Origin of the sequence: Janthinobacterium sp. SUN211, assembly GCF_030587315.1 — a bacterium.
GTDB lineage: Bacteria > Pseudomonadota > Gammaproteobacteria > Burkholderiales > Burkholderiaceae_D > Janthinobacterium > Janthinobacterium kumbetense.
The window spans coordinates 124,084-143,021 of the sequence record NZ_JAPWIC010000005.1 but is presented as its reverse complement, the minus strand read 5'-3'; the positions used below and the strand labels follow the sequence as shown (position 1 = coordinate 143,021).

The 18,938-nt window shown below is 64.0% G+C and carries 13 protein-coding genes; 3 read left to right on the top strand and 10 right to left on the bottom strand.

What is annotated here, in order from left to right; translation table 11 throughout:
• Nucleotides 1–32: 32 nt before the first annotated feature.
• On the bottom strand, nt 33–1,082 hold the full coding sequence (gene pstS, locus O3301_RS18025) for a phosphate ABC transporter substrate-binding protein PstS (RefSeq protein ID WP_099664710.1): 1,050 nt from the start codon (nt 1,080–1,082) through the stop codon (nt 33–35).
• 271 nt (nt 1,083–1,353) lie between these two features.
• Between pstS and ppk1 the strand changes: the two genes are divergently transcribed.
• The 3 genes from ppk1 to O3301_RS18010 all read left to right on the top strand — a co-directional run bounded on the left by ppk1 (nt 1,354) and on the right by O3301_RS18010 (nt 4,229).
• A complete protein-coding gene (ppk1, locus tag O3301_RS18020) occupies nt 1,354–3,447 on the top strand; it encodes a polyphosphate kinase 1 (RefSeq protein ID WP_099664711.1) in 2,094 nt (697 codons plus the stop codon).
• 25 nt (nt 3,448–3,472) lie between these two features.
• Nucleotides 3,473–3,931 carry a phosphohistidine phosphatase SixA gene (gene sixA, locus O3301_RS18015; RefSeq protein ID WP_070254143.1) on the top strand — a complete coding sequence of 153 codons (459 nt, stop codon included), beginning with the start codon at nt 3,473–3,475 and terminating at the stop codon, nt 3,929–3,931.
• Nucleotides 3,932–4,103: 172 nt separating this feature from the next.
• Nucleotides 4,104–4,229, top strand: coding sequence for a hypothetical protein (locus tag O3301_RS18010; protein ID WP_257218666.1), 126 nt, complete (start codon nt 4,104–4,106; stop codon nt 4,227–4,229).
• 207 nt (nt 4,230–4,436) lie between these two features.
• Here O3301_RS18010 and O3301_RS18005 read toward each other — a convergent pair whose 3' ends face one another.
• From O3301_RS18005 to O3301_RS17965, 9 genes are all read right to left on the bottom strand, one after another.
• On the bottom strand, nt 4,437–5,558 hold the full coding sequence (locus tag O3301_RS18005; RefSeq protein ID WP_289911805.1) for a polyamine ABC transporter substrate-binding protein: 1,122 nt from the start codon (nt 5,556–5,558) through the stop codon (nt 4,437–4,439).
• Nucleotides 5,559–5,672: 114 nt separating this feature from the next.
• On the bottom strand, nt 5,673–8,279 hold the full coding sequence (gene clpB / locus O3301_RS18000; protein ID WP_251351801.1) for an ATP-dependent chaperone ClpB: 2,607 nt from the start codon (nt 8,277–8,279) through the stop codon (nt 5,673–5,675).
• Nucleotides 8,280–8,400: 121 nt separating this feature from the next.
• A complete protein-coding gene (moaE, locus tag O3301_RS17995; protein ID WP_305057058.1) occupies nt 8,401–8,874 on the bottom strand; it encodes a molybdopterin synthase catalytic subunit MoaE in 474 nt (157 codons plus the stop codon).
• A complete protein-coding gene (locus O3301_RS17990; RefSeq protein ID WP_305057057.1) occupies nt 8,871–11,483 on the bottom strand; it encodes a DUF349 domain-containing protein in 2,613 nt (870 codons plus the stop codon). Before O3301_RS17990 ends, moaE begins: the two co-directional genes overlap by 4 nt.
• 182 nt (nt 11,484–11,665) lie before the next feature.
• On the bottom strand, nt 11,666–12,319 hold the full coding sequence (locus O3301_RS17985; protein WP_289899117.1) for a hypothetical protein: 654 nt from the start codon (nt 12,317–12,319) through the stop codon (nt 11,666–11,668).
• Nucleotides 12,320–12,435: 116 nt separating this feature from the next.
• Nucleotides 12,436–15,102: a bifunctional acetate--CoA ligase family protein/GNAT family N-acetyltransferase gene (locus O3301_RS17980; protein ID WP_305057056.1), complete on the bottom strand. Its 2,667-nt coding sequence runs from the start codon at nt 15,100–15,102 to the stop codon at nt 12,436–12,438.
• A gap of 118 nt (nt 15,103–15,220) precedes the next feature.
• On the bottom strand, nt 15,221–16,213 hold the full coding sequence (locus tag O3301_RS17975; protein WP_305053367.1) for a DUF2804 domain-containing protein: 993 nt from the start codon (nt 16,211–16,213) through the stop codon (nt 15,221–15,223).
• Nucleotides 16,210–17,493, bottom strand: coding sequence for a winged helix-turn-helix domain-containing protein (locus O3301_RS17970; RefSeq protein WP_305057055.1), 1,284 nt, complete (start codon nt 17,491–17,493; stop codon nt 16,210–16,212). Before O3301_RS17970 ends, O3301_RS17975 begins: the two co-directional genes overlap by 4 nt.
• Before the next feature lie 62 nt (nt 17,494–17,555).
• Nucleotides 17,556–18,908, bottom strand: coding sequence for an ATP-binding protein (locus tag O3301_RS17965; RefSeq protein WP_305057054.1), 1,353 nt, complete (start codon nt 18,906–18,908; stop codon nt 17,556–17,558).
• Nucleotides 18,909–18,938: the final 30 nt, after the last annotated feature.

The window sequence follows — 18,938 nt, the reverse complement described above, 5'->3', positions numbered from 1 at the left end:
TGGGTACTTAGTCAGGCATGCAGACTATCGGATCAGTAGATCGACTTGCCCGATGCGTCTTTCAGGTTGGCTTTCCACGACTCTTGCACCAGTTTCACGACCGATGCCGGCATTGGCACGTAGTCCAGTTCAACGGCAGCTGGGCCGCCGTTTTTGTAGGCCCAGTCGAAGAATTTCAGGACTTCCTTGGCCTTGGCTGCATCAGCCTGGACTTTGTGCATCAGGATGAACGACACGCCGGTGATCGGCCAGCTGTTCTTGCCAGCCTGGTCGGTCAGGACCACGCCGAAGCCTGGGGTTTGCGTCCAAGGTGCCGAAGCGGCTGCTGCCTTGAAGTTTTCGTCGTCAGGTTGCAGGTAGTTGCCATCCTTGTTTTGCAGCTGGGTGTGCGACATCTTGTTTTTCTTGGCGTAAGCCCACTCGACGTAGCCGATCGAACCCTTGATACGCTGCACGTTGGCGGCGACGCCTTCGTTACCCTTGCCGCCCACGCCCACGGCCCATTTCACAGCCGAGCCCGCACCGATTTTCGATTTGAATTCCGGGTTGGTTTTCGACAGGAAGTCGGTGAACAGGAAGGACGTGCCCGAACCGTCGGCGCGGTGTACCACGGTAATTTCCGTGTCCGGCAGCTTGACGCCCGTGTTCAGTGCGGCGATTTCCGGCGCGCTCCACTTGGTGATCTTGCCCAGGTAGATGTCGCCAACGACTTTACCCGTCATTTTCAGCTGGCCTGGGGTTACACCGTCCAGGTTGACGATGGTGACCACGCCGCCCATGATGGCCGGGAACTGCATCAGGCCCGCTTCTTCCAGCTCTTCTGCCTTCAAAGGCATGTCCGAGGCGCCGAATTCAACAGTCTTGGCCTTGATTTGCTTGATGCCAGCGCCGGAACCGACGGACTGGTAGTTCAGGCCGTTGCCGGTATTGGCTTTGTACGTCTCAGCCCATTTGGCGTAGATAGGGTACGGGAAGGTTGCGCCAGCACCTGTCATATCTGCCGCCATGACGGAAGCGGAAGAAAATGCCATCGCTGCCGAAGCACCCACGACGATAAATTTGAACATTTGCTTCATTTGCATATCAAGTCCTCAGGGTTGTTAGGGCTCAAAGTCCCGGTTGAATGCTGCGCAGTCTAGCAAGCGAATATGACAGCTTTATGACATGGGTAAAAAATCCTGAAATAATTGGCTACGCCCCGAGAATACCCGTTTTCGGCATGAAAAATGACAGGGCGGGCGACGCTTTATGACAGCTTATGTCACGCTTACGTCATATTTCATGATTACACTCACAGCGCGTCATACATGATGAAATACGGCTAGAATTAACTATCTGCAAAGACAAAAGAATATGAAACCTGAACTGCACACGGAAGTGACCAAATCGGGCATCCTGCTTGACCGCGAGCTGTCGCAACTGACTTTCAACCGGCGCGTGATGGCCCAGGCGGAAGACCCGAACATTCCGCTGCTCGAGCGCCTGCGCTACCTGTGCATCGTCAGCAGTAATATGGATGAGTTTTTCGAGGTGCGCGTGGCCAGCCTGCTGGCGGCCGGCAGCATCGGCGGTTCGCTGGCCGGCCACCCTGCCCTGGCGGCCAACCTGGAGCGCATCGGCAAGGAATGCCATGCGCTGGTGGAACGCCAGTACGAGATATTAAATAACGACGTCTTGCCGGCCCTGCGCGAAGCGGGCGTGCATTTGCTGCGCGACAGCGACCGCAACGAGGCGCAGCGCGCGTGGGTGAAGGAATATTTCGACCGCGAAGTGCGCCCCCTGCTGACGCCGATCGGCCTCGACCCGGCCCACCCGTTCCCGCAGGTCGTCAACAAGAGTCTCAATTTCATCGTCTCGCTGAGCGGCAAGGATGCGTTCGGCCGCGGCACGGCGATCGCCATCGTCAAGGCGCCCCGCGTCTTGCCACGCGTCATCAAGCTGCCGGACGAGATTTCCGGCGACGGCGTGTCCTTCTGTTTATTATCCTCCGTCATCCATGCGCATATCTCGGACTTGTTCGCCGGACGCGAAGTGATTGCCTATTCGCAATTCCGGGTCACGCGCGACAGCGACCTGTGGGTGGACGAGGATGAAGTCAAGAATTTGCGCCAGGCCCTGAAAGGCGAACTGGTCGGTCGCCAGTTCGGCACCTCCGTGCGCCTGGAAGTGGCGCGCAATTGCCCGCCAGAATTGTCGCAGTTCCTGCTCGACCAGTTTAATCTGGATCAAAGCCGCCTGTACCGCGTCAACGGCCCCGTGAACCTCGTGCGCCTGTCGGAAATGATCGACCACGTCAAGCAGCCCGAGCTGCGCTTCCCGCCGTTCTTCCCCGGCCTCGCGCACAAAGCCATCGGCAACGACATCTTTGCCGCGCTGACCAAGCACGACATCCTGCTGCACCACCCCTACCAGTCGTTCCAGACGGTCATCGACTTCATCCGCAGCGCCGCCTACGACCCGTCCGTCGTCGCCATCAAGCAGACGATTTACCGCACAGGCATGAACTCGGACCTGATGGAGTCGCTCATTACGGCGGCGAAGATGGGCAAGGAAGTGACCGTCATCGTGGAATTGATGGCGCGTTTCGACGAAGAAGCCAATATCAACTGGGCCGACAAGCTCGAGCAAGCCGGCGCGCAAGTCGTGTACGGCGTCGTGGGCCTGAAAACCCATGCCAAGGTGGCGCTCGTCATCCGCCGCGAAGAAGGCTCCTTGCGCTTCTACGCCCACTTGGGTACCGGCAACTACCATCCCACGACAACCAAGCTGTACACGGACTTCGGCTTGCTGACGGCCAACCAGGACCTGGCCGTGGAAGTCAATGAAGTCTTCATCCACCTGACCAGCCTGACCAAGCCGCACAACCTGAACCATTTGTGGCTGGCGCCGTTCGGCCTGCAAAGCGAGATCATCAAGGCCATCCGCAACGAGGCGAAGATCGCCCGTTCGGGCCGGCGCGGGCGCATCATCGTGAAAGTCAACGCGCTGGTGGATGAATCCGTAATCCGCGCCCTGTATGCGGCCTCGACCGATGGCGTGAAGATAGACCTGATCGTGCGCGGCGCCTGCACCCTGAAGCCGGGCGTGCCTGGCCTGTCGGAAAACATCAAGGTGCGCTCCGTGATCGGCCGTTTCCTCGAACACAGCCGCATCTATTATTTCCGCAACGACCTGGCGCACGATGTCTACCTGGCCAGCGCCGACTGGATGAGCCGCAACCTGTTCCGCAGGGTGGAGGTGGCCTTCCCCGTGCTGGACCGGGCGCTGAAGCGGCGCGTGATCGCCGAGGGCCTGAATCCGTATTTGAAGGATAATACCAATGCATGGGAACTGGAGCCGACGGGCCATTACGCGCGCCGCAAGCCGCGCGGCAAGCAAACGCCGTTCAGTGCCCAGCAGTATTTGATGCATTCACTGGGCACGCCGGGCGCGGAGGTCGGCGAATAGGCAATTCTACACAGAGGAGCACAGCATGGATCTCATCTTGTGGCGACACGCAGAAGCCGAGCCGGGCGTCCCCGACCTCGAACGCGCCCTGACCGTGAAAGGCCAGAAACAGGCGCGCCGCATGGGCGAATGGCTGGCCTCGCAACTACCGGAAAATTGCCGTATCCTCGTCAGCCCCGCCCTGCGCACCCTGCAAACGGCGGAAGCGCTGGGGCGCAAGTTCAAGCTGATGCCGGAACTGGCGCCCGGCGCCGAGGCGGAGGATATCCTCAAGGCGGCCAACTGGCCCGGCGGCAAGGAAACCGTGCTCATCGTCGGCCACCAGCCCACCCTGGGCCAGGCCGCCGCCCTGCTATTGACGGGAGAAGAGCAGGAATGGGAACTGCGCAAGGCCAGCGCGTGGTGGTTCTCCCAACGCGAACCAGGCGACCCCATCAGCGTTTATCTGAAGGCCGTGATGGCGCATGACCTGGTGGTGAAGTAGAGAAAATGCGCAAAAAGTGCGCTGGGACAAATACTAGCAGGAATTACAACTCGGCGGCCTTGTAAAGCGCTGCCGATCTGCTAGAGTTTAATTGCATCAACTACGTGTTGGAGCGCTGCTCTGGCACATTGAGCAACCCAGCGGACAGCCGCCCAACGGCGGCTGAAAGACCATGTTAACCTTCGTCGTTTTTCTCTTCATCGCCATCTTCGCCGCCATCATCGGCTTCGTCGCCTTTGAACTGATCGAAGAAATGCGCGGCAGTCACCACAAGCTGATGGATCGCTACCACGAGTAGTGTTCGCCTCGGCAATATCGCATGGCGCCAGCGACGGCCTACAGGCCCGTCCCTCGCGCCATCCTTGTATCTCCCCACAAAACTTACTGCGCGTCGCGATTTGCAATCTGCGATGCTCACTGCCTCGGCGGCCCCGTGCACAGCACAGTTCCGCTTCTCGATCACAACTCCCTTCCGCTCGCTACAGTTTTGTAGGGAGCTAGTACTTTACACTCCCGTCTTGAACTTCGTGTAGATACGCGTCATCAAGCGGCGGATGTCGGCCGTGGTCGCTTCCGGTGCGGCCATGCGCTGCTTGTCGGCGTCCGACAGGAAGATGGCCTTGTTTTCACCGATGTCCTTGCGCACATATTTGATGCTGGCCGGATTCGGATTCGCGTAGAACACCTTGTTGCTCAGGCTGGCATGCACTTGCGGGCGCAAAATGTAGTTGATGAACAGGTGCGCGTTGCTCGGATGGGGCGCGTCGGCGGGGATGGCCATGGTGTCGAACATCAGGGCGGCCGTCTTCGGCACCAGCACCTGGATCACATTGCCGTTTTTCGCATCGATGGCGCGCTGGCGCGCGATATTGATGTCGCCCGACCAGCCCAGCGCGACGCAGACGGAGCCGTTGGCCATGTCGTTGATGTAGCCGGATGAGCTGAACAGGGTCACGTAGGGACGGATCGCCTGCAGCACCTTGCCCGCTTCCTGGTAATCGGCGGCCGCTTTCGAGTACGCGGGCTTGCCCAGGTATTGCAGGGCGGCCGGCAGCACTTCCGACGGCGAGTCGAGGAAGGACACGCCGCACGATTTCAGCTTCGCCGCGTATTTCGGGTCGAAGATCAGGTCCCAGGCGTTGTCAGGCATGGGCATGCCGCCCAGCGCCGCCTTGACCTTGTTGACGTTGATGCCCACCGTCGTGTAGCCCCACAGCCAGTCGACCAGGTAATCGTTGTTCGGGTCGATCTTCGACAGCTTGGCCTGCAGGTTCTGATCCAGGTTGCCCAAATTCGTCAGCTTGCTCTTGTCGAGCTTGCGCAACAGGCCCGCATCGATCTGCAGGCGCGCCCACTGGGCCGTGGGCACGACGATGTCGTAGCCGGACTTGCCCGCCACCAGTTTCGCATTGAGGATTTCGTTATTGTCGAAAACGTCGTAGCGTACCTTGATGCCCGTTTCCTTCTCAAAATTCTTGATCGTATCGTCACCGATATAGTCCGACCAGTTATAGATGTTCAGAACCTTTTCTTCCTGAGCCTGCGCTTGGCCAGGCAAGGCCAGTACGGCCGCCGCCAAGGTCAGTCCCACTCCAATGCGCCGCCCTGCTTGCCATGTGTTTGCCATCGTACCGCCTCCGGAATTAGTCAGAAAATAGTGCCGATGATAGCAAGAAGGGCGGCATCAGGTCCAGCCTGATACCGCCCTGCTTTCACTGCCGGGGTCAGACCCCAAGCAACATTACACCTTGTCCAGCCCCACTTGCGCCCCCGTAAATACGAGGTTGCCGTTCTGGGCGTCGATGCGGATTTCGTCTTTCGGGCCGAACTTGCCTTCCAGAATCAGCTTCGACAGCGGATTTTCGATCTGCTGCTGGATCGCCCGCTTCAGCGGACGGGCGCCATACACCGGGTCGTAGCCCGCTTCGGCGATTTGCTGCAAGGCCGCGTCCGTCAAGCTCAGCGCCATGTCCATGCGCGCCAGGCGTTCTTCGAGGATCTTCAGCTGGATCTTCGCGATCGCGCCGATGTTTTTCTCGTCGAGGCCGTGGAACACGACGATTTCGTCGATACGGTTGACGAACTCGGGACGGAAGTGCGAGCGTACCTCGGCCATCACGGCCAGCTTCACGACACCGGGATCATCGCTTTCCATGGCCTGGATTTTATGCGAACCCAGGTTCGAGGTCATGATGATGACGGTATTCTTGAAGTCCACCGTGCGGCCCTGGCCATCCGTCATGCGTCCATCATCGAGCACTTGCAGCAGCACGTTGAAGACGTCGGCATGCGCCTTTTCCACTTCGTCGAGCAGGATCACGCTGTACGGCTTGCGGCGCACGGCTTCCGTCAGGTAGCCGCCCTCGTCGTAGCCCACGTAGCCCGGCGGCGCGCCGATCAGACGGGCCACGGAATGCTTCTCCATGAACTCGCTCATGTCGATGCGGATCATCGATTCTTCCGTATCGAACAGGAAGGTCGCCAGCGCCTTGCTCAGCTCGGTCTTGCCGACACCCGTCGGTCCCAGGAACATGAAGGAACCATAGGGACGGTTCGGGTCGGAGAGGCCGGCGCGCGAGCGGCGGATGGCGTCAGCCACGGCCGTGATCGCTTCATCCTGGCCCACGACGCGCTCATGCAGCTTCTCTTCGATATGCAGCAGCTTGTCGCGCTCGCCCTGCATCATGCGCGACACGGGGATACCCGTCGCGCGCGACACCACTTCGGCGATTTCCTCGGCGCCCACTTCCGTGCGCAGCAGTTTCGGCTGGTCAGGGTCGAGTTTCGGGATGCCGCTGTCAGCCTGCTTGAGCTGGGCTTCCAGCTGCGGCAGCTTGCCGTATTGCAATTCCGACACTTTCTGCCAGTTGCTCTCGCGCGTGGCCTGCTCCATCTGCAGCTTGACTTGCTCGATCTCTTCCTTGATATGCGTGCTGCCCTGCACCACGGCCTTTTCCGCCTTCAGGATTTCCTCGAAGTCATTGTATTCTCGCTGCAGCTTGACGATCTCTTCCTCGATCAAGGCCAGGCGGCGCAACGACGCTTCGTCCTTTTCCTTCTTGACGGCTTCGCGCTCGATCTTGAGCTGGATCAAACGGCGTTCCAGCTTGTCCATCACCTCCGGCTTGGAATCGATCTCGATCTTGATCTTCGCCGCCGCTTCATCGATCAGGTCGATGGCCTTGTCGGGCAAAAAACGGTCCGTGATGTAGCGGTGCGACAGCTCGGCGGCGGCGATGATGGCCGCGTCCGTGATTTCCACCTTGTGGTGCAGCGCATATTTATCCTGCAAGCCGCGCAGGATGGCGATCGTCGCCTCCACGGTCGGTTCGTCGACGAGCACTTTCTGGAAGCGGCGTTCCAGCGCGGCATCCTTCTCGATGTACTTGCGGTACTCGTCGAGGGTGGTCGCGCCCACGCAATGCAGCTCGCCGCGCGCCAGCGCCGGTTTCAGCATATTGCCGGCATCCATCGCGCCTTCGGCCTTGCCCGCGCCCACCATGGTGTGCATTTCATCGATGAAGACGATGGTTTGCCCTTCATCCATGGCCAGTTCCTTCAGCACGGATTTCAGGCGCTCCTCGAATTCGCCGCGGAATTTCGCACCAGCCAGCAAGGCGGCCATGTCCAGCGACAGTACGCGCTTGCCTTTCAGCGATTCCGGCACTTCGCCGTTGACAATGCGCTGCGCCAGGCCTTCGACGATGGCCGTCTTGCCCACGCCCGGTTCGCCGATCAGCACGGGGTTGTTCTTGCTGCGGCGCTGCAGGATCTGGATGGTGCGGCGGATTTCATCGTCGCGGCCGATCACAGGGTCGAGCTTGCCCTTGCGCGCCCGCTCCGTCAGGTCCAGCGTGTATTTTTTCAAGGCTTCGCGCTGGCCTTCGGCTTCTTGCGAATCGACCTTGTTGCCGCCGCGCACAGCCTCGATGGCCGCTTCCAGCGCCTTGCGGGTCAGGCCGTTTTCGCGCGCCAGCTTGCCGCAGTCGGATTTGTCGTCCGTCATGGCCAGCAAGACCATTTCGCTGGACACGAACTGGTCGCCCGCCTTCTGCGATTCCTTGTCGGCCAGGTTCAGCAGAGCCACGAATTCGCGGCTGACCTGCACGTCGCCGCCCGTGCCCGACACCTTCGGCAAGCGTTCGATGGATGCGCCCAGGGCCTTGGACAGGCCGCCCACGTTGACGCCGGCCCGCTGCAAGAGCGAACGGGCGCCGCCGTCGTCCTGGTTCAACAGGGCCGTCAGCAGGTGGACTGGTTCGATATAGGGATTGTCGTTGCCCACGGCCAAGCTTTGCGCATCGGCCAGGGCTTCCTGTAATTTGGTAGTGAGTTTGTCTTGTCGCATGAAAAGCGCTCCCGGTTAATTAGTTGTTAACCAAATTGGGGTGAGGCAGTACTTTTCAAGCATACACAAAGCAGAAAACCGCTGCATTTGGGCAAATGCTAGCGTGCGCGGCAGATACGATTCAAACGGTGCTTGCTTTTGTCGCCCATTTGTCCAGCGCCGTCTCGTCGCTGTCGCGCGCATCGACCCAGCGCGCCCCTTCCGGCGTATCTTCCTTCTTCCAGAACGGCGCTTCCGTCTTCAGGTAGTCGATGATGAACTCGCAGGCGGCGAACGCCTCGCCCCGGTGGGCGGACGAGACGGCCACCAGCACGATCTGTTCCTGCGGCAGCAGCGGCCCCACGCGGTGGATCACCAGCGCTCCCGACAGGGGCCAGCGCGCGCGCGCCTGCTCGACGATGGCTTCGATGGACTTTTCCGTCATGCCCGGATAATGCTCGAGCTCCATGGCGGCCACGTCCAGCCCCTCGTTCATGTCGCGCACCGTGCCGACAAAGCCGACGACGGCGCCCACCTTGGGGTTGCCTGCACGCAATTGTGCGATTTCTTGACTCAAGTCAAAATCAGCTTGCTGGACGCGGACGCTGGTACTCATTTGGCATGCCCTCCGATACGGCGCAGCAAGGTTTCGATGCGGCTGGCCGTGCGCGCATCGGTGGCGGCGGCAATCGCGCACAGCTGCATCAGCTGCGACACTTGCGTGAGCGGCTTCTGGCCCGATTTCAGCGACGATTGCAGCACTTCCACCTGCATTTTCAGGCGGTCGCGGGCAAATTCGGCGCCGCTGTCGACGCCGGCGACGATTTCCAGGCGCAAGACCTCTTCGAGCAAGCGGGCCTCGTTGGCCTGCAATTGCTGCACGTAGGCGCAAGCGCCCTCGCCCAGCGCGGCCTGGGCGGCGGCAAAGCGCTGCAGCAGGCTGCGTTCGTATTGCGTGTCGAGCGGCGGCAAGGCGCTCCAGCGCTCGCTCCACGCTGACGCGTCGGCATCGGCGCCGCCCTCGGCCAGCGACGCTTCCAGCGATTGCACCAGGCGCAGCTTGTCGCGCAAGGCGTTGGCCTGGGCCGCGCCGGCCCGTTCGGCGATGGCGTCCGCTTGCGCCTGCACGCCGGCGACGGCCGCGTGGTAGCGCTGCTCGATCTTCGCTTCGCTGGCGCGCGGCACGGGGCCCGTGGCGTTCCAGGCGGCGCGCGTGTCGCGCAGCAAGTGATGGATGAAGGCCGTGCGGGACTTGTCGTCGCCCTCGGGCACGACGGCCGTTTCCAGCGCGGCGCACAGCGCTTCGCGCGCATGCAGGTGTTCGCGGCGCTCGTGGTCGGCCGCGTGGGCCGTTTCCTTGCGCTTGGCGAAGATATCGTCGCAGGCGGCACGGAAACGCTGCCACAGCGCCTGTTCCGCGCGGCGTTCCAGCGGCAGGGCTTTCGCCAGTTCCTGCCATTTATCCTGCAAGGCTTTCAGCATGTCGACCGTGTTGCGCTCCGATGGCTTGAGCAAGCCCACTTCGACGATCAATTGTTCGCGGCGCGCCGTCTCGATCTGGCGCTGGGTGTCCAGCGGCTTCGACAGGGCGTCCAGCGCGGCGCCGAATTCCGTATCCAGGCGTTTCTTTTCCTTGCGGTCGATGGTGCCCAGGCGCGTCCAGGCCTGGCGCAGGCGCTGCGAAGCGGAGGCGACGTGTTTCCAGTCGGTACTTTCTTCGGCCGCCAGGGCCGCCGTTTCCGCGATCAGTTCCTGGGCCTTCGCCGCATTGCCGTGGCGCTCTTCGGCCAATTGCTTGAAATGCTGGGCCGCCGGCGCGTACGCGAGGCTGCAGGCGGCGTCGAAACGTTCCCACAGGGATTTCGGCGCGGGACCGGACAAGGTATCGAGCGACTTCCAGCGCTCGCGCAGGCTGCCCACTTTCTTGGCCAGCTCGGCCATTGGGAGTTCCTGCGCCGGCAATTCCTCGCCCGCCTTGACCAATTCCTCGCGCGACACATTGCCGCCCCAGCGCGCCCAGTCGGCCAGGCGCTTGAATTCTCCCCGCACATGGGCCAGGCGGTCCGCTTGCGCAGGCGTCAAACGGCCGTGCTTGCTATCGCGCAAGGTCTTGTCATGCTCGGAAGCCACGTGCAGCAAGCCGTCCTGCAGGGCCGCTTCCATGGCGTCGAGCACCTTGAAGAACTGTTCCGTCGCTTCTTTCGACACGGGCGCGTGTTCCGCGCGCGGCTTGCGCGGCGCCGGGTCCGCATGGGCTGGTGCGGCCTCTGGCGTTGCCGCCTGCACGGGCGCCGGCGCGCTGGCCAGCACGGCCGCAAATTGCTGCTGCAAGCTGTCGGACAAGGGCGACTCGGGCAGGCGCGGCAGGGCTTGCCATGCGCGCTTCAGGGTATCCACGTCGAGCGTGGCGGCGTCCTGCGCCAGCCATTCCGCCAGCGCGGCCTGGCGCACGTCGAACACGGCCTGGTGTTGCTGCAAGGCTTGCAGGGCGGACTGCGCCTGCTCGCGTGCCTGGGCGAAGTCGCTTTCCAGGTGTTTCGGCAAGGAGCCGCGCTCGGGCGATTGCGCATGCTGCGCATGTTCCCCGTCCAGGCGGGCCAGCGCCTGCGCCAGCTCGCCGGCGGACTGGCCGTTGCTGGCCAGCGCGCGCGCGGCGGCGACGGCGTCGATCACGGCGCGCTGCAGCACCACTTGCGCTTCCAGGCGGGCGGCCAGGGCGGCGCGCGCGGCAGTAAAGGCGGTCGCCAGTTCCGGCGTGGCCTTGATGACTTGCCATTGGCGGTCCAGTTCGGCTACCTGGTTGGGGCTGAGCTTTTCATCGTTCAACAGGCGCTGGGCCGTGTCGATGCTGGCCTGGGCGCGTTGCGTCTCGGCAGCCTGATGGCGGATCAGGTCGATACGGCCCTGCATCAGCTTGGCCACGCGGCGGTCCGTGTTGCGCATGGCGTGGTGGACTTTTTCCAGCAGGGGCAAGGCGTGGACGTGTTCGGCCGCGATCAGACGGGCATCGGCAAATTCGCTGGACACGATGAATTCAAAGGCGGCAGCCTCGTCGCCAGCCACGGCATGGGCACGCGCCACCTGTTCGGCGCGGCGCGATGCGCTCTGCGCCGAGGCGGCGGCCTGTTCTGCCACGACAGGGTCGGGTACGGCAGTCTTGCTGGCAGAACGCTTGAAGAGAAATTCGAACATGACGGGTTTCGCGTGGATCAAAACCACCATCATAACAAAGCCCGGGGTATTGCATCGGACAGGACTGAACAAGTTATCAAATGAATAAAGCGAATCTTTTCCGAATCTTTCCTGAATCTTTTCCCTGGATTTTTGCCCTAAGACGGTGCGCCGGCCGCCCTCGCGAAAACGCCTCCGGCAGACACCGCCTGGCGGGGTGTGCACTCGCTACCCGTTCAAGCCTGCGCACGCAGCGGCTGTGCCGGCGCGGGCGGCGCGGACGCGGCACCATCCGCCAGCGTTTCAGCGCCGCCGGCTGCAGGCAAGGGCGCCGGCAAAGGCGCTGGCAAAACAAAGGGCAGTACTTGCGCCTTGCCACGGCGCGCTTCCTGCGCGCGCGCATCGTGGGCGAGGAACTGGTAGGCGATGGCAAACCACGCTTCGCCGACGATGACCTTGCGCGCCAGCGCGAACAGTTCGCGCTCTTCCTTTTCCAGGCGCTGCAGCAAGGCCGCGCAAAAGGCATCGATGGCGGCGCACAGCTGCTCGGCCTGTAATTCGGAATGGTCGATGGCGGCACCCGCGCGCTGCTGCACGACATTGATGCTTTCCAGCGCCGCGTGGTTCAAGCCGTTCAACTCGTCCAGCAAGCCGTCCACATGGGGCGCGGCCTGGCGGATGGCGGGAATCAGGTACATCTCCACCTTGCGCCAATAGCTCCCCTGGTACAGCCGGTTCAGCCAGTCGCCCGTGTACTGCAGTTGCGCCAAACTGAGCCTGCTTTGCTGGCGCAGTTGCACCTGCATGTATTTCTGAAAAGCCAACAAGCTCATGCGGATGCTGGCCTGTTCCACCGACAGGGAAACCAATATATATGTTGCAGTAAGCATGCACTCACTCCCGAAAACGCGCTGGATATGTCATCCTGGAAGTGAAAGTGTAAAGACTACCGACAGGGGCCGGTTTGATCCTGCACAAACCCGCGGCTGGCCAGCCGCGCTTTCTTTTACGGCGCGCGCAAGCCGATATGCAGGTTGACGACACCCGGCTCTTCCGACGGCGTGACTTCGCCGCCAAAGCTTTTCACCAGCCGCTGCATGCCCTTGTTGCGCGCCATCGCCTCGCCCACCAGCGCTTCCGTGCCCCGGCTGCGGAAATAGTCGACCAGCTTCTCGAACAGGATGTGTCCCAGTCCCTTGCCTTTCAGGGCCGAGCGCACGGCGATGGCGAAATCGGCGTGGATATTGTCCGGATCGGCCACGGCGCGCACCACGCCCAGGGTTTCCGGCTTGCCGTCCGGCCCCGTGTGCGTGGCGATGAAGGCCATGGCGCGGTCGTAATCGATCTGCGTCAGGCGCGCCAGCTGCGACACGGGCAGCTCGCGCATGGACGTGAAGAAGCGCAGGCGCACGTCGTCCGGGTCCAGCGCGTGGAACAGGTCCATGTGCTGCGGCGCGTCCTCGGGGCGGATGGGGCGCAGCAGGATGGATTGGTCCATCCACGTCACCTGCTCTTCCAGCTCCTGCGGATACGGGCGGATGGCCAGGCGGTCGCGCTTCTGGCCCGGCTGCAGGCGGATGCGCGCGTCGAGGGCGATCACGCCATCCGCATCGGCCACCAGGGGGTTGATGTCGAGTTCGGCCAGCTCGCCGATATCGGCCACCAGTTCGGCCACCTGGATCAGGGTGTAGCAGATGGCGTCGATGTCTGCCGGCGGCTGGTTGCGGTAGCCAGCCAGCAGCTTCGACACGCGCGTGCGCGCCAGCATGTCGCGCGCCAGCACCATGTTCAGGGGCGGCAAGCCGATGGCGTGGTCGGCCGTCACTTCCACGGCGATGCCGCCCTGCCCCACCAATATCACGGGGCCGAAGGCGGCGTCCGTCGTCACGCCGACGATCAACTCATGCGATTGCGGCCGGCGCGCCATCTGCTGCACGGTAAAACCGTCGATCAGCGCGTCGGGACGCATGCGGCGCACGCGCTTGAGCATGGCGGCGGCGGCCGTGCGCAGGATGTCGGGCGTATCGAGGTCGAGCGCCACGCCGCCCACGTCGGACTTGTGGGCGATGTCGGGCGAATGGATTTTCAACGCGACGGGATAGCCGATGTCGGCCGCCACGGCCAGCGCCTCTTCCACGTCGGCCGCCATGCGCGTGGTAGCGACGGGAATGCCGTAGGCGGCCAGGATTTCCTTCGAACGGCATTCGCCCAGCACCGTCTGGCCGGCCGCCAGCGCGGCGGCGACGATTTCGCGCACCCTGGCGCGGCGCGGCGTGGCCGACATGGGCAGCTGCGCTGGCACCTGCATCAGGGTTTCCTGGTTGCGCCGGTACTGCACGATCTGCATGAAGCCATGTACGGCCTTTTCCGGCGTGTCGTAGGTGGGAATGCCGGCCCGGTTGAAGACCTGGCGCGCAGGCGCCACGGTGGTGCCGCCCAGCAGGCACGACAGCACCGTGCGCGAGGTGGCCTTGATCAGCGGCGTGACGGCTTCGGCGATGTCGATCGACGAGACCATGGCCGTGGGCGCGTGCAGCAGCAGCAAGGCGTCCGCCTGCGGCTCGTCGAGCAGCGGCTTGATGGCGTCGGCATAGCGCTGTACGGCCGCGTCGCCGGGCAAGCCCACGGGGTTGTCGTGCGACCAGCCCCGTGGCAGCGCCTTTTCCAGCGCGATGACGGTGTCCGGCGACAGGTCGGCCAGCTTGCCGCCGCTGCTCACCAGCGCATCGGTGGCCATCACGCCCAGGCCACCGCCGTTGCACAGGATCGCCAGGCGCTCGCCGCGCTGCGAGCGGATATGCGTGAGGGTTTCCACGGCATCGAAGAGCTCTTCGGCCGAATACACGCGCAGCATGCCGGCGCGGCGGATGGCCGCGTCGTACACGGCGTCGGAACCGGCCAGCGCGCCCGTATGCCAGGCCGCCATGGCCGCGCCTTCCGCCTCGCGCCCCGCTTTCAGGACGATGACGGGCTTGCTGCGCGCGGCCGCCCGCGCCGCCGACATGAATTTGCGCGCCGCCTGAATATCTTCCATGTACAGCAGGATGGCGGCCGTGTCGATGTCGCCGGCCAGGTAGTCGAGCAGATCGCCGAAATCGATGTCGTAGCTGGCGCCCAGCGAAATGAACTTGGAAAAGCCCACGCCATGCGCATTGGCCCAGTCGAGCACGCCCGACACGAGCGCGCCCGATTGCGACACAAAGGCGATCTTGCCGCTGGTCGCGCCCACATGGGCGAAGCTGGCGTTCAAGCCCAGTTTCGGCACCAGCAAGCCCATGCTGTTGGGGCCGAGGATGCGCAGCAGATGCGGCTTGGCAGCCTTCAGCATGGCCAGGCGCAGCGACTGCTCGCGCACGGGGTCGAGGCCGGACGTCATGACGATGGCCGCGCGCGTGCCCAGCGCACCCAGTTCGCGGATCAGGGCCGTGATGGTGGCGGGCGGCGTGCAGATGATGGCCAGGTCCGGCGCTTTCGGCAACTGCGCCAGCTTGCGGTAGCATTTCAGGCCCATCAGCTCGTCGTACTTGGGATTGACGGGCCAGATGTCTCCTTGGTAGCCGCCACCGAGCAGGTTGTACAGGGCGATGGCGCCCAGCTTGCGTTCGCGCGCCGTGGCGCCGATCAGGGCCACCGAGGCCGGCTTGAACAGCTTGTCGAGATTACGGATACTCATGTTCTGGCCTCATGGATTGCCGGAGCGGGATTGCCGGAGCGGCTACGCGCCAGTGTAAGGGATGCGTTGCCAAAAAAATTTGACCTTGCGCTGCATTTCACGAAAAAACCGCGTACCCCTACCAGCGCGAGCGGTGGCTTTCCGTCACCCCGGCCAGCTGCGCCACGATGCGCTTGGGAGAGTCCGCGCTGGTGCGCACCCAGCCGCTGAAGGTGCCGATGGGCTGGATGTAGCGGCTGGCGGCGATCCACAGATTCTTATCCTCGCGGCGCGCGCCTTCCGGCTTGAAGTGCAGGTCCAGCAAATCGTCGTCCGTCCACACATGCCACGGCGCCAACGGGTTGTCGGGATTGAAGTCGAAATGCGCGCGGCCCAGCGGATACAGCTGGCCATCAAGCCACAGCGCGTTTTCATGCGCGCCGAAATAGCCGGCCTGCAGGTTGAAACCCAGGTCCAGGCTGTGCGCCGAAGCCCAGCGCCACTCCGTTTCGCGCGCCAGCAAGCCATTCGAATAATCGAAGCTGGCCACGCCGTCGTCCAAGCTGTAGCCCATGGCGCCGCAGCGCACGCTGCCCCACAGGGGCAAGCCGCCCGACTTTTGCGTCGCATGCACGCTGCCGCCCTCGCCCACGGGCCCCACGGCCAGCAAGGTGGGCGCCACGGGCGGGCCGAATTCCGCATCGATGCCGAAATGGCCGCAATCGAGCAGCAATCGATAGCGCTGCTGGGGCTGGGCCTCAATGGAGATCACTTGCGAGAGGAAGCGGAAACGGCTGCTGGCGCCCGCATGCGGCGCCACCGTGGCGCTCAAACCCGGCACGCCATCCTGCGAAAAACTGGCCACGATCTTGCCCTTGTGGCGGTCGAAGGCATACGCGAAGGCCGTGCTGGTCCAGCCCAGGTCGACGATGGCCACGCCGCAGAACAGCGTGGGCGTGGACAGGGCCACATAATGCCAGCGCTTGTGGTGGAACAGGCGCCAGAGGGCGCCGCGCGCGTGGGGCGGCGCCAGAGCGGCCCAGTCAAAGGCGTTCAATTGCCCCGTGTAGCGGCCAAAGCAGGGGACGCCATCGGCGTCGAGCAGCTGGGGAGGAGCCGGCGGCAGCATCATGCGGCCCGCCTTGCGGCAGCGCCGCCGTCGAGCAGGGCCTGGGCCAGCAGCGCGCCGAAGGCTGCCGGCTGCGTCTGCGCAATATCAATATCCGGGCAGGCATGCCAGAGCGCCAGGCGCTGCACGGCGCCGGCCACGTCCTGCACCAGGCGGGTACTGAGGCGCACGCCGTCTTCCAGCGCCAGCGACTTGATCTCGAAGCGCCCCTGCGCGCGGTGCGCCTTGGCGTCCAGGCGCCCCACCAGCGCGCCGCGGCGCAAGATCGGCAAGGTGAAATAACCATAGCGGCGCTTTTCGGCCGGCGTGTAGCATTCAAGCCGGTAGTCGAAGCCGAACAATTCCAGGGCGCGGCGCCGGTCCCAGACGACGGGATCGAACGGCGACAGGATCGTCGTCAGGGTGGGCGCCAGCTTGCCGGCCGCCGCGTCGCGCAACAAGTCCCCATGCTCGGCATGCACGTACACGGCATCACTCCAGCCATCGACCGTGCAGCGCAGCAGCGCGCCCTCGTCCACCAGCGCCTGCAGATCGCGCGCCAGGCTGGCACGCGACTGCTTCGTGCGGAAGTAGTCGCTGATCCAGCTGGCCCGCGCCAGCCCCAGCGCCTTCACGCTGGCCAGCAGCAAACGGCGGCGCACCTGCTCCTCGGACGGCAGCAAGCCGTCGTGCCAGCCCGGCAGCACGCGCTCGGCCAGGTCGTAATAGCGCTGGAAATTGTGGCGCTTGGCGATCATCAGCACGCCCGACGTAAACAGCACTTCGAGCGAGCGCTTTTCCGGCTTCCAGCTCCACCAGCCGCCCGCCTGGCCATCCGTGCGCTCGAAGTCGGCCGAACGCGCGGCGCCGTTGGCGCGGATGTGTTCCAGCACCGAAGCGACGGCCTCGCCCTGCTCGGCCATCCATTTGACGGAGTATTTCCAGCCCATGGCGGCCGGGTCCAGCATGCGGTGGCGGTACAGGCCATAGTCTTCGATGGGCACGAAGCAAGCCTCGTGCGCCCAGTACTCGAACAGCGCGCCCTCGGCCAGCAGCTGCTCCAGCCACGGCTGCGGATAGTCGCCCAGGCGGCTCCACAGCACCAGGTAGGGGCTGCGCGCCACCACGTGGATGGTGTCGATCTGCAGCACGCCCATCTGCCGCACGGCGGCCAGCACGTCCGCCTTCACGGCTTTCTTGCGCCGCGCCTGCAGCAAGCCCTGCGCGGCCAGGTGCAGCGCGCGCGCGGCGGCCAGCGATAAAGCGGGGGGATCGAAAAGAATGGGCTGGTGTGGGCTGTGCATAACAGAAAGATACCGCATTCTGCACACGCCTTGTGCGTTTTATCGCTATCGGATCGCGCCCGCTACGTTGCGGGAAACACGACCGTCACCGCCAGCCCCCGGCCCTGCAGTCCGGCGCCGAGGATGATCTGCGCGCCATGGCGCTCGGCGATGCGGCGCACGATGGACAGGCCCAGCCCGCTGCCGGGAACCTGGCTGCCGCCCAGGCGCACGAAGCGTTCGAATACGCGCGCGTGCCATTGCTCGGCGATGCCCGGCCCCGTATCGGCCACGCGCAGGTAGCTGCGCCCCGCCTCCACGCCGCAGCTGATCTCGATGGCGCCCGGCGCCGGGGTATAGCGCAGCGCATTGTCGACCAGGTTACGCAGCAACACCTGCAGGCTGTCCGCATGCAGGGCGCAAGGCGCCGGCGCCACGTTGACCGCCAGCGACAACTGGTACGGCGCGGCCAGCGCCTGCCACTGCGCCCCCTGCGCTGCCAGCAGCTGCGCCAGGTCGCCCGGCGCCAGCGCCGTCTCTGCCTGCGACTGCGGATCGAGCTGCGCCAGCGCCAGCAACTGGTTGACGAGGCGCGTGGCGCGCTCCACGCTGGCGCCCAGGGCGGCGATGAATTCCTCGCATTCGTCCGCGCTGCGGGCCCGCTGCAGCACTTGCAGATTGGTCTTGATGGCGGCCAGCGGCGTGCGCAGCTCGTGCGCAGCATCGGCCGTGAAGCGCTGTTCATTGTCGCGGCTGTGCCGCACCCTGCCGAACAGGCGGTTGATTTCCAGCAGCAACGGATGCAACTCCGAGGGCGCGCCGTGCACATGCATGTCCGTCAGTTCATCGGGCGTGCGCGCCGACACTTCGTCGGCGGACGCCTGCAGCACGCGAAACACGCGGTGGATGCTCCACCAGATGGCGATGGTGGCCAGCGCCACGAGCAGCAGGCCGAACAGCGCGATGCGGTAAAAGAAGCCGCGGCTGATGTCGTCGCGGTGACTGGTCGGTTCGGCCACCAGCAGCTGCAGGCTGCGCTGCGGGTCCCACAGCGAAAACAGACGCCAGCGCTGGCCGCCGATGCTGGTCCACGACAGGCCGTCCGGCGCGCTGCGCGACAGGGCAATGTCGGACGCCGCGTCGTTGCGGTACAGGACGCGCTGCTGCGCGTCGCGCACCTTGAACAGCAAATACTGGTGGGGATTCGGATGGCCGCGCAGCGGCAGGTCGATGGGCCCCGTCAAGCCATGCTCGCGCGCATCCTTTTCCACCAGCGACAGCAGCAAATGGCCCGTCTCGATCAGCGACTGGTCGAACAATTCCTGGCTTTCGCGGCGCGCTTCCACGTACACGATGGCGGCGCTGCCCACCCAAAGGGCCAGGGTCAGCCCCAGCAGCACGGCCAGCAGGGTACGCCGCAGCGACCAGCTTTTCACGCCGCCGCCAGCCGTTAAGAATCTCTTAAG

Excerpts from the sequence above, each read along its gene's own strand:
- clpB (WP_251351801.1), bottom strand. The coding sequence starts at position 8,279 with ATGCGACAAGACAAACTCACTACCAAATTACAGGAAGCCCTGGCCGAT.
- O3301_RS18005 (WP_289911805.1), bottom strand. The coding sequence starts at position 5,558 with ATGGCAAACACATGGCAAGCAGGGCGGCGCATTGGAGTGGGACTGACC.
- pstS (WP_099664710.1), bottom strand. The coding sequence starts at position 1,082 with ATGCAAATGAAGCAAATGTTCAAATTTATCGTCGTGGGTGCTTCGGCA.
- O3301_RS17980 (WP_305057056.1), bottom strand. The coding sequence starts at position 15,102 with ATGAGTATCCGTAATCTCGACAAGCTGTTCAAGCCGGCCTCGGTGGCC.
- O3301_RS17975 (WP_305053367.1), bottom strand. The coding sequence starts at position 16,213 with ATGATGCTGCCGCCGGCTCCTCCCCAGCTGCTCGACGCCGATGGCGTC.
- O3301_RS17970 (WP_305057055.1), bottom strand. The coding sequence starts at position 17,493 with ATGCACAGCCCACACCAGCCCATTCTTTTCGATCCCCCCGCTTTATCG.
- O3301_RS17990 (WP_305057057.1), bottom strand. The coding sequence starts at position 11,483 with ATGATGGTGGTTTTGATCCACGCGAAACCCGTCATGTTCGAATTTCTC.
- ppk1 (WP_099664711.1), top strand. The coding sequence starts at position 1,354 with ATGAAACCTGAACTGCACACGGAAGTGACCAAATCGGGCATCCTGCTT.
- sixA (WP_070254143.1), top strand. The coding sequence starts at position 3,473 with ATGGATCTCATCTTGTGGCGACACGCAGAAGCCGAGCCGGGCGTCCCC.
- moaE (WP_305057058.1), bottom strand. The coding sequence starts at position 8,874 with ATGAGTACCAGCGTCCGCGTCCAGCAAGCTGATTTTGACTTGAGTCAA.
- O3301_RS18010 (WP_257218666.1), top strand. The coding sequence starts at position 4,104 with ATGTTAACCTTCGTCGTTTTTCTCTTCATCGCCATCTTCGCCGCCATC.
- O3301_RS17985 (WP_289899117.1), bottom strand. The coding sequence starts at position 12,319 with ATGCTTACTGCAACATATATATTGGTTTCCCTGTCGGTGGAACAGGCC.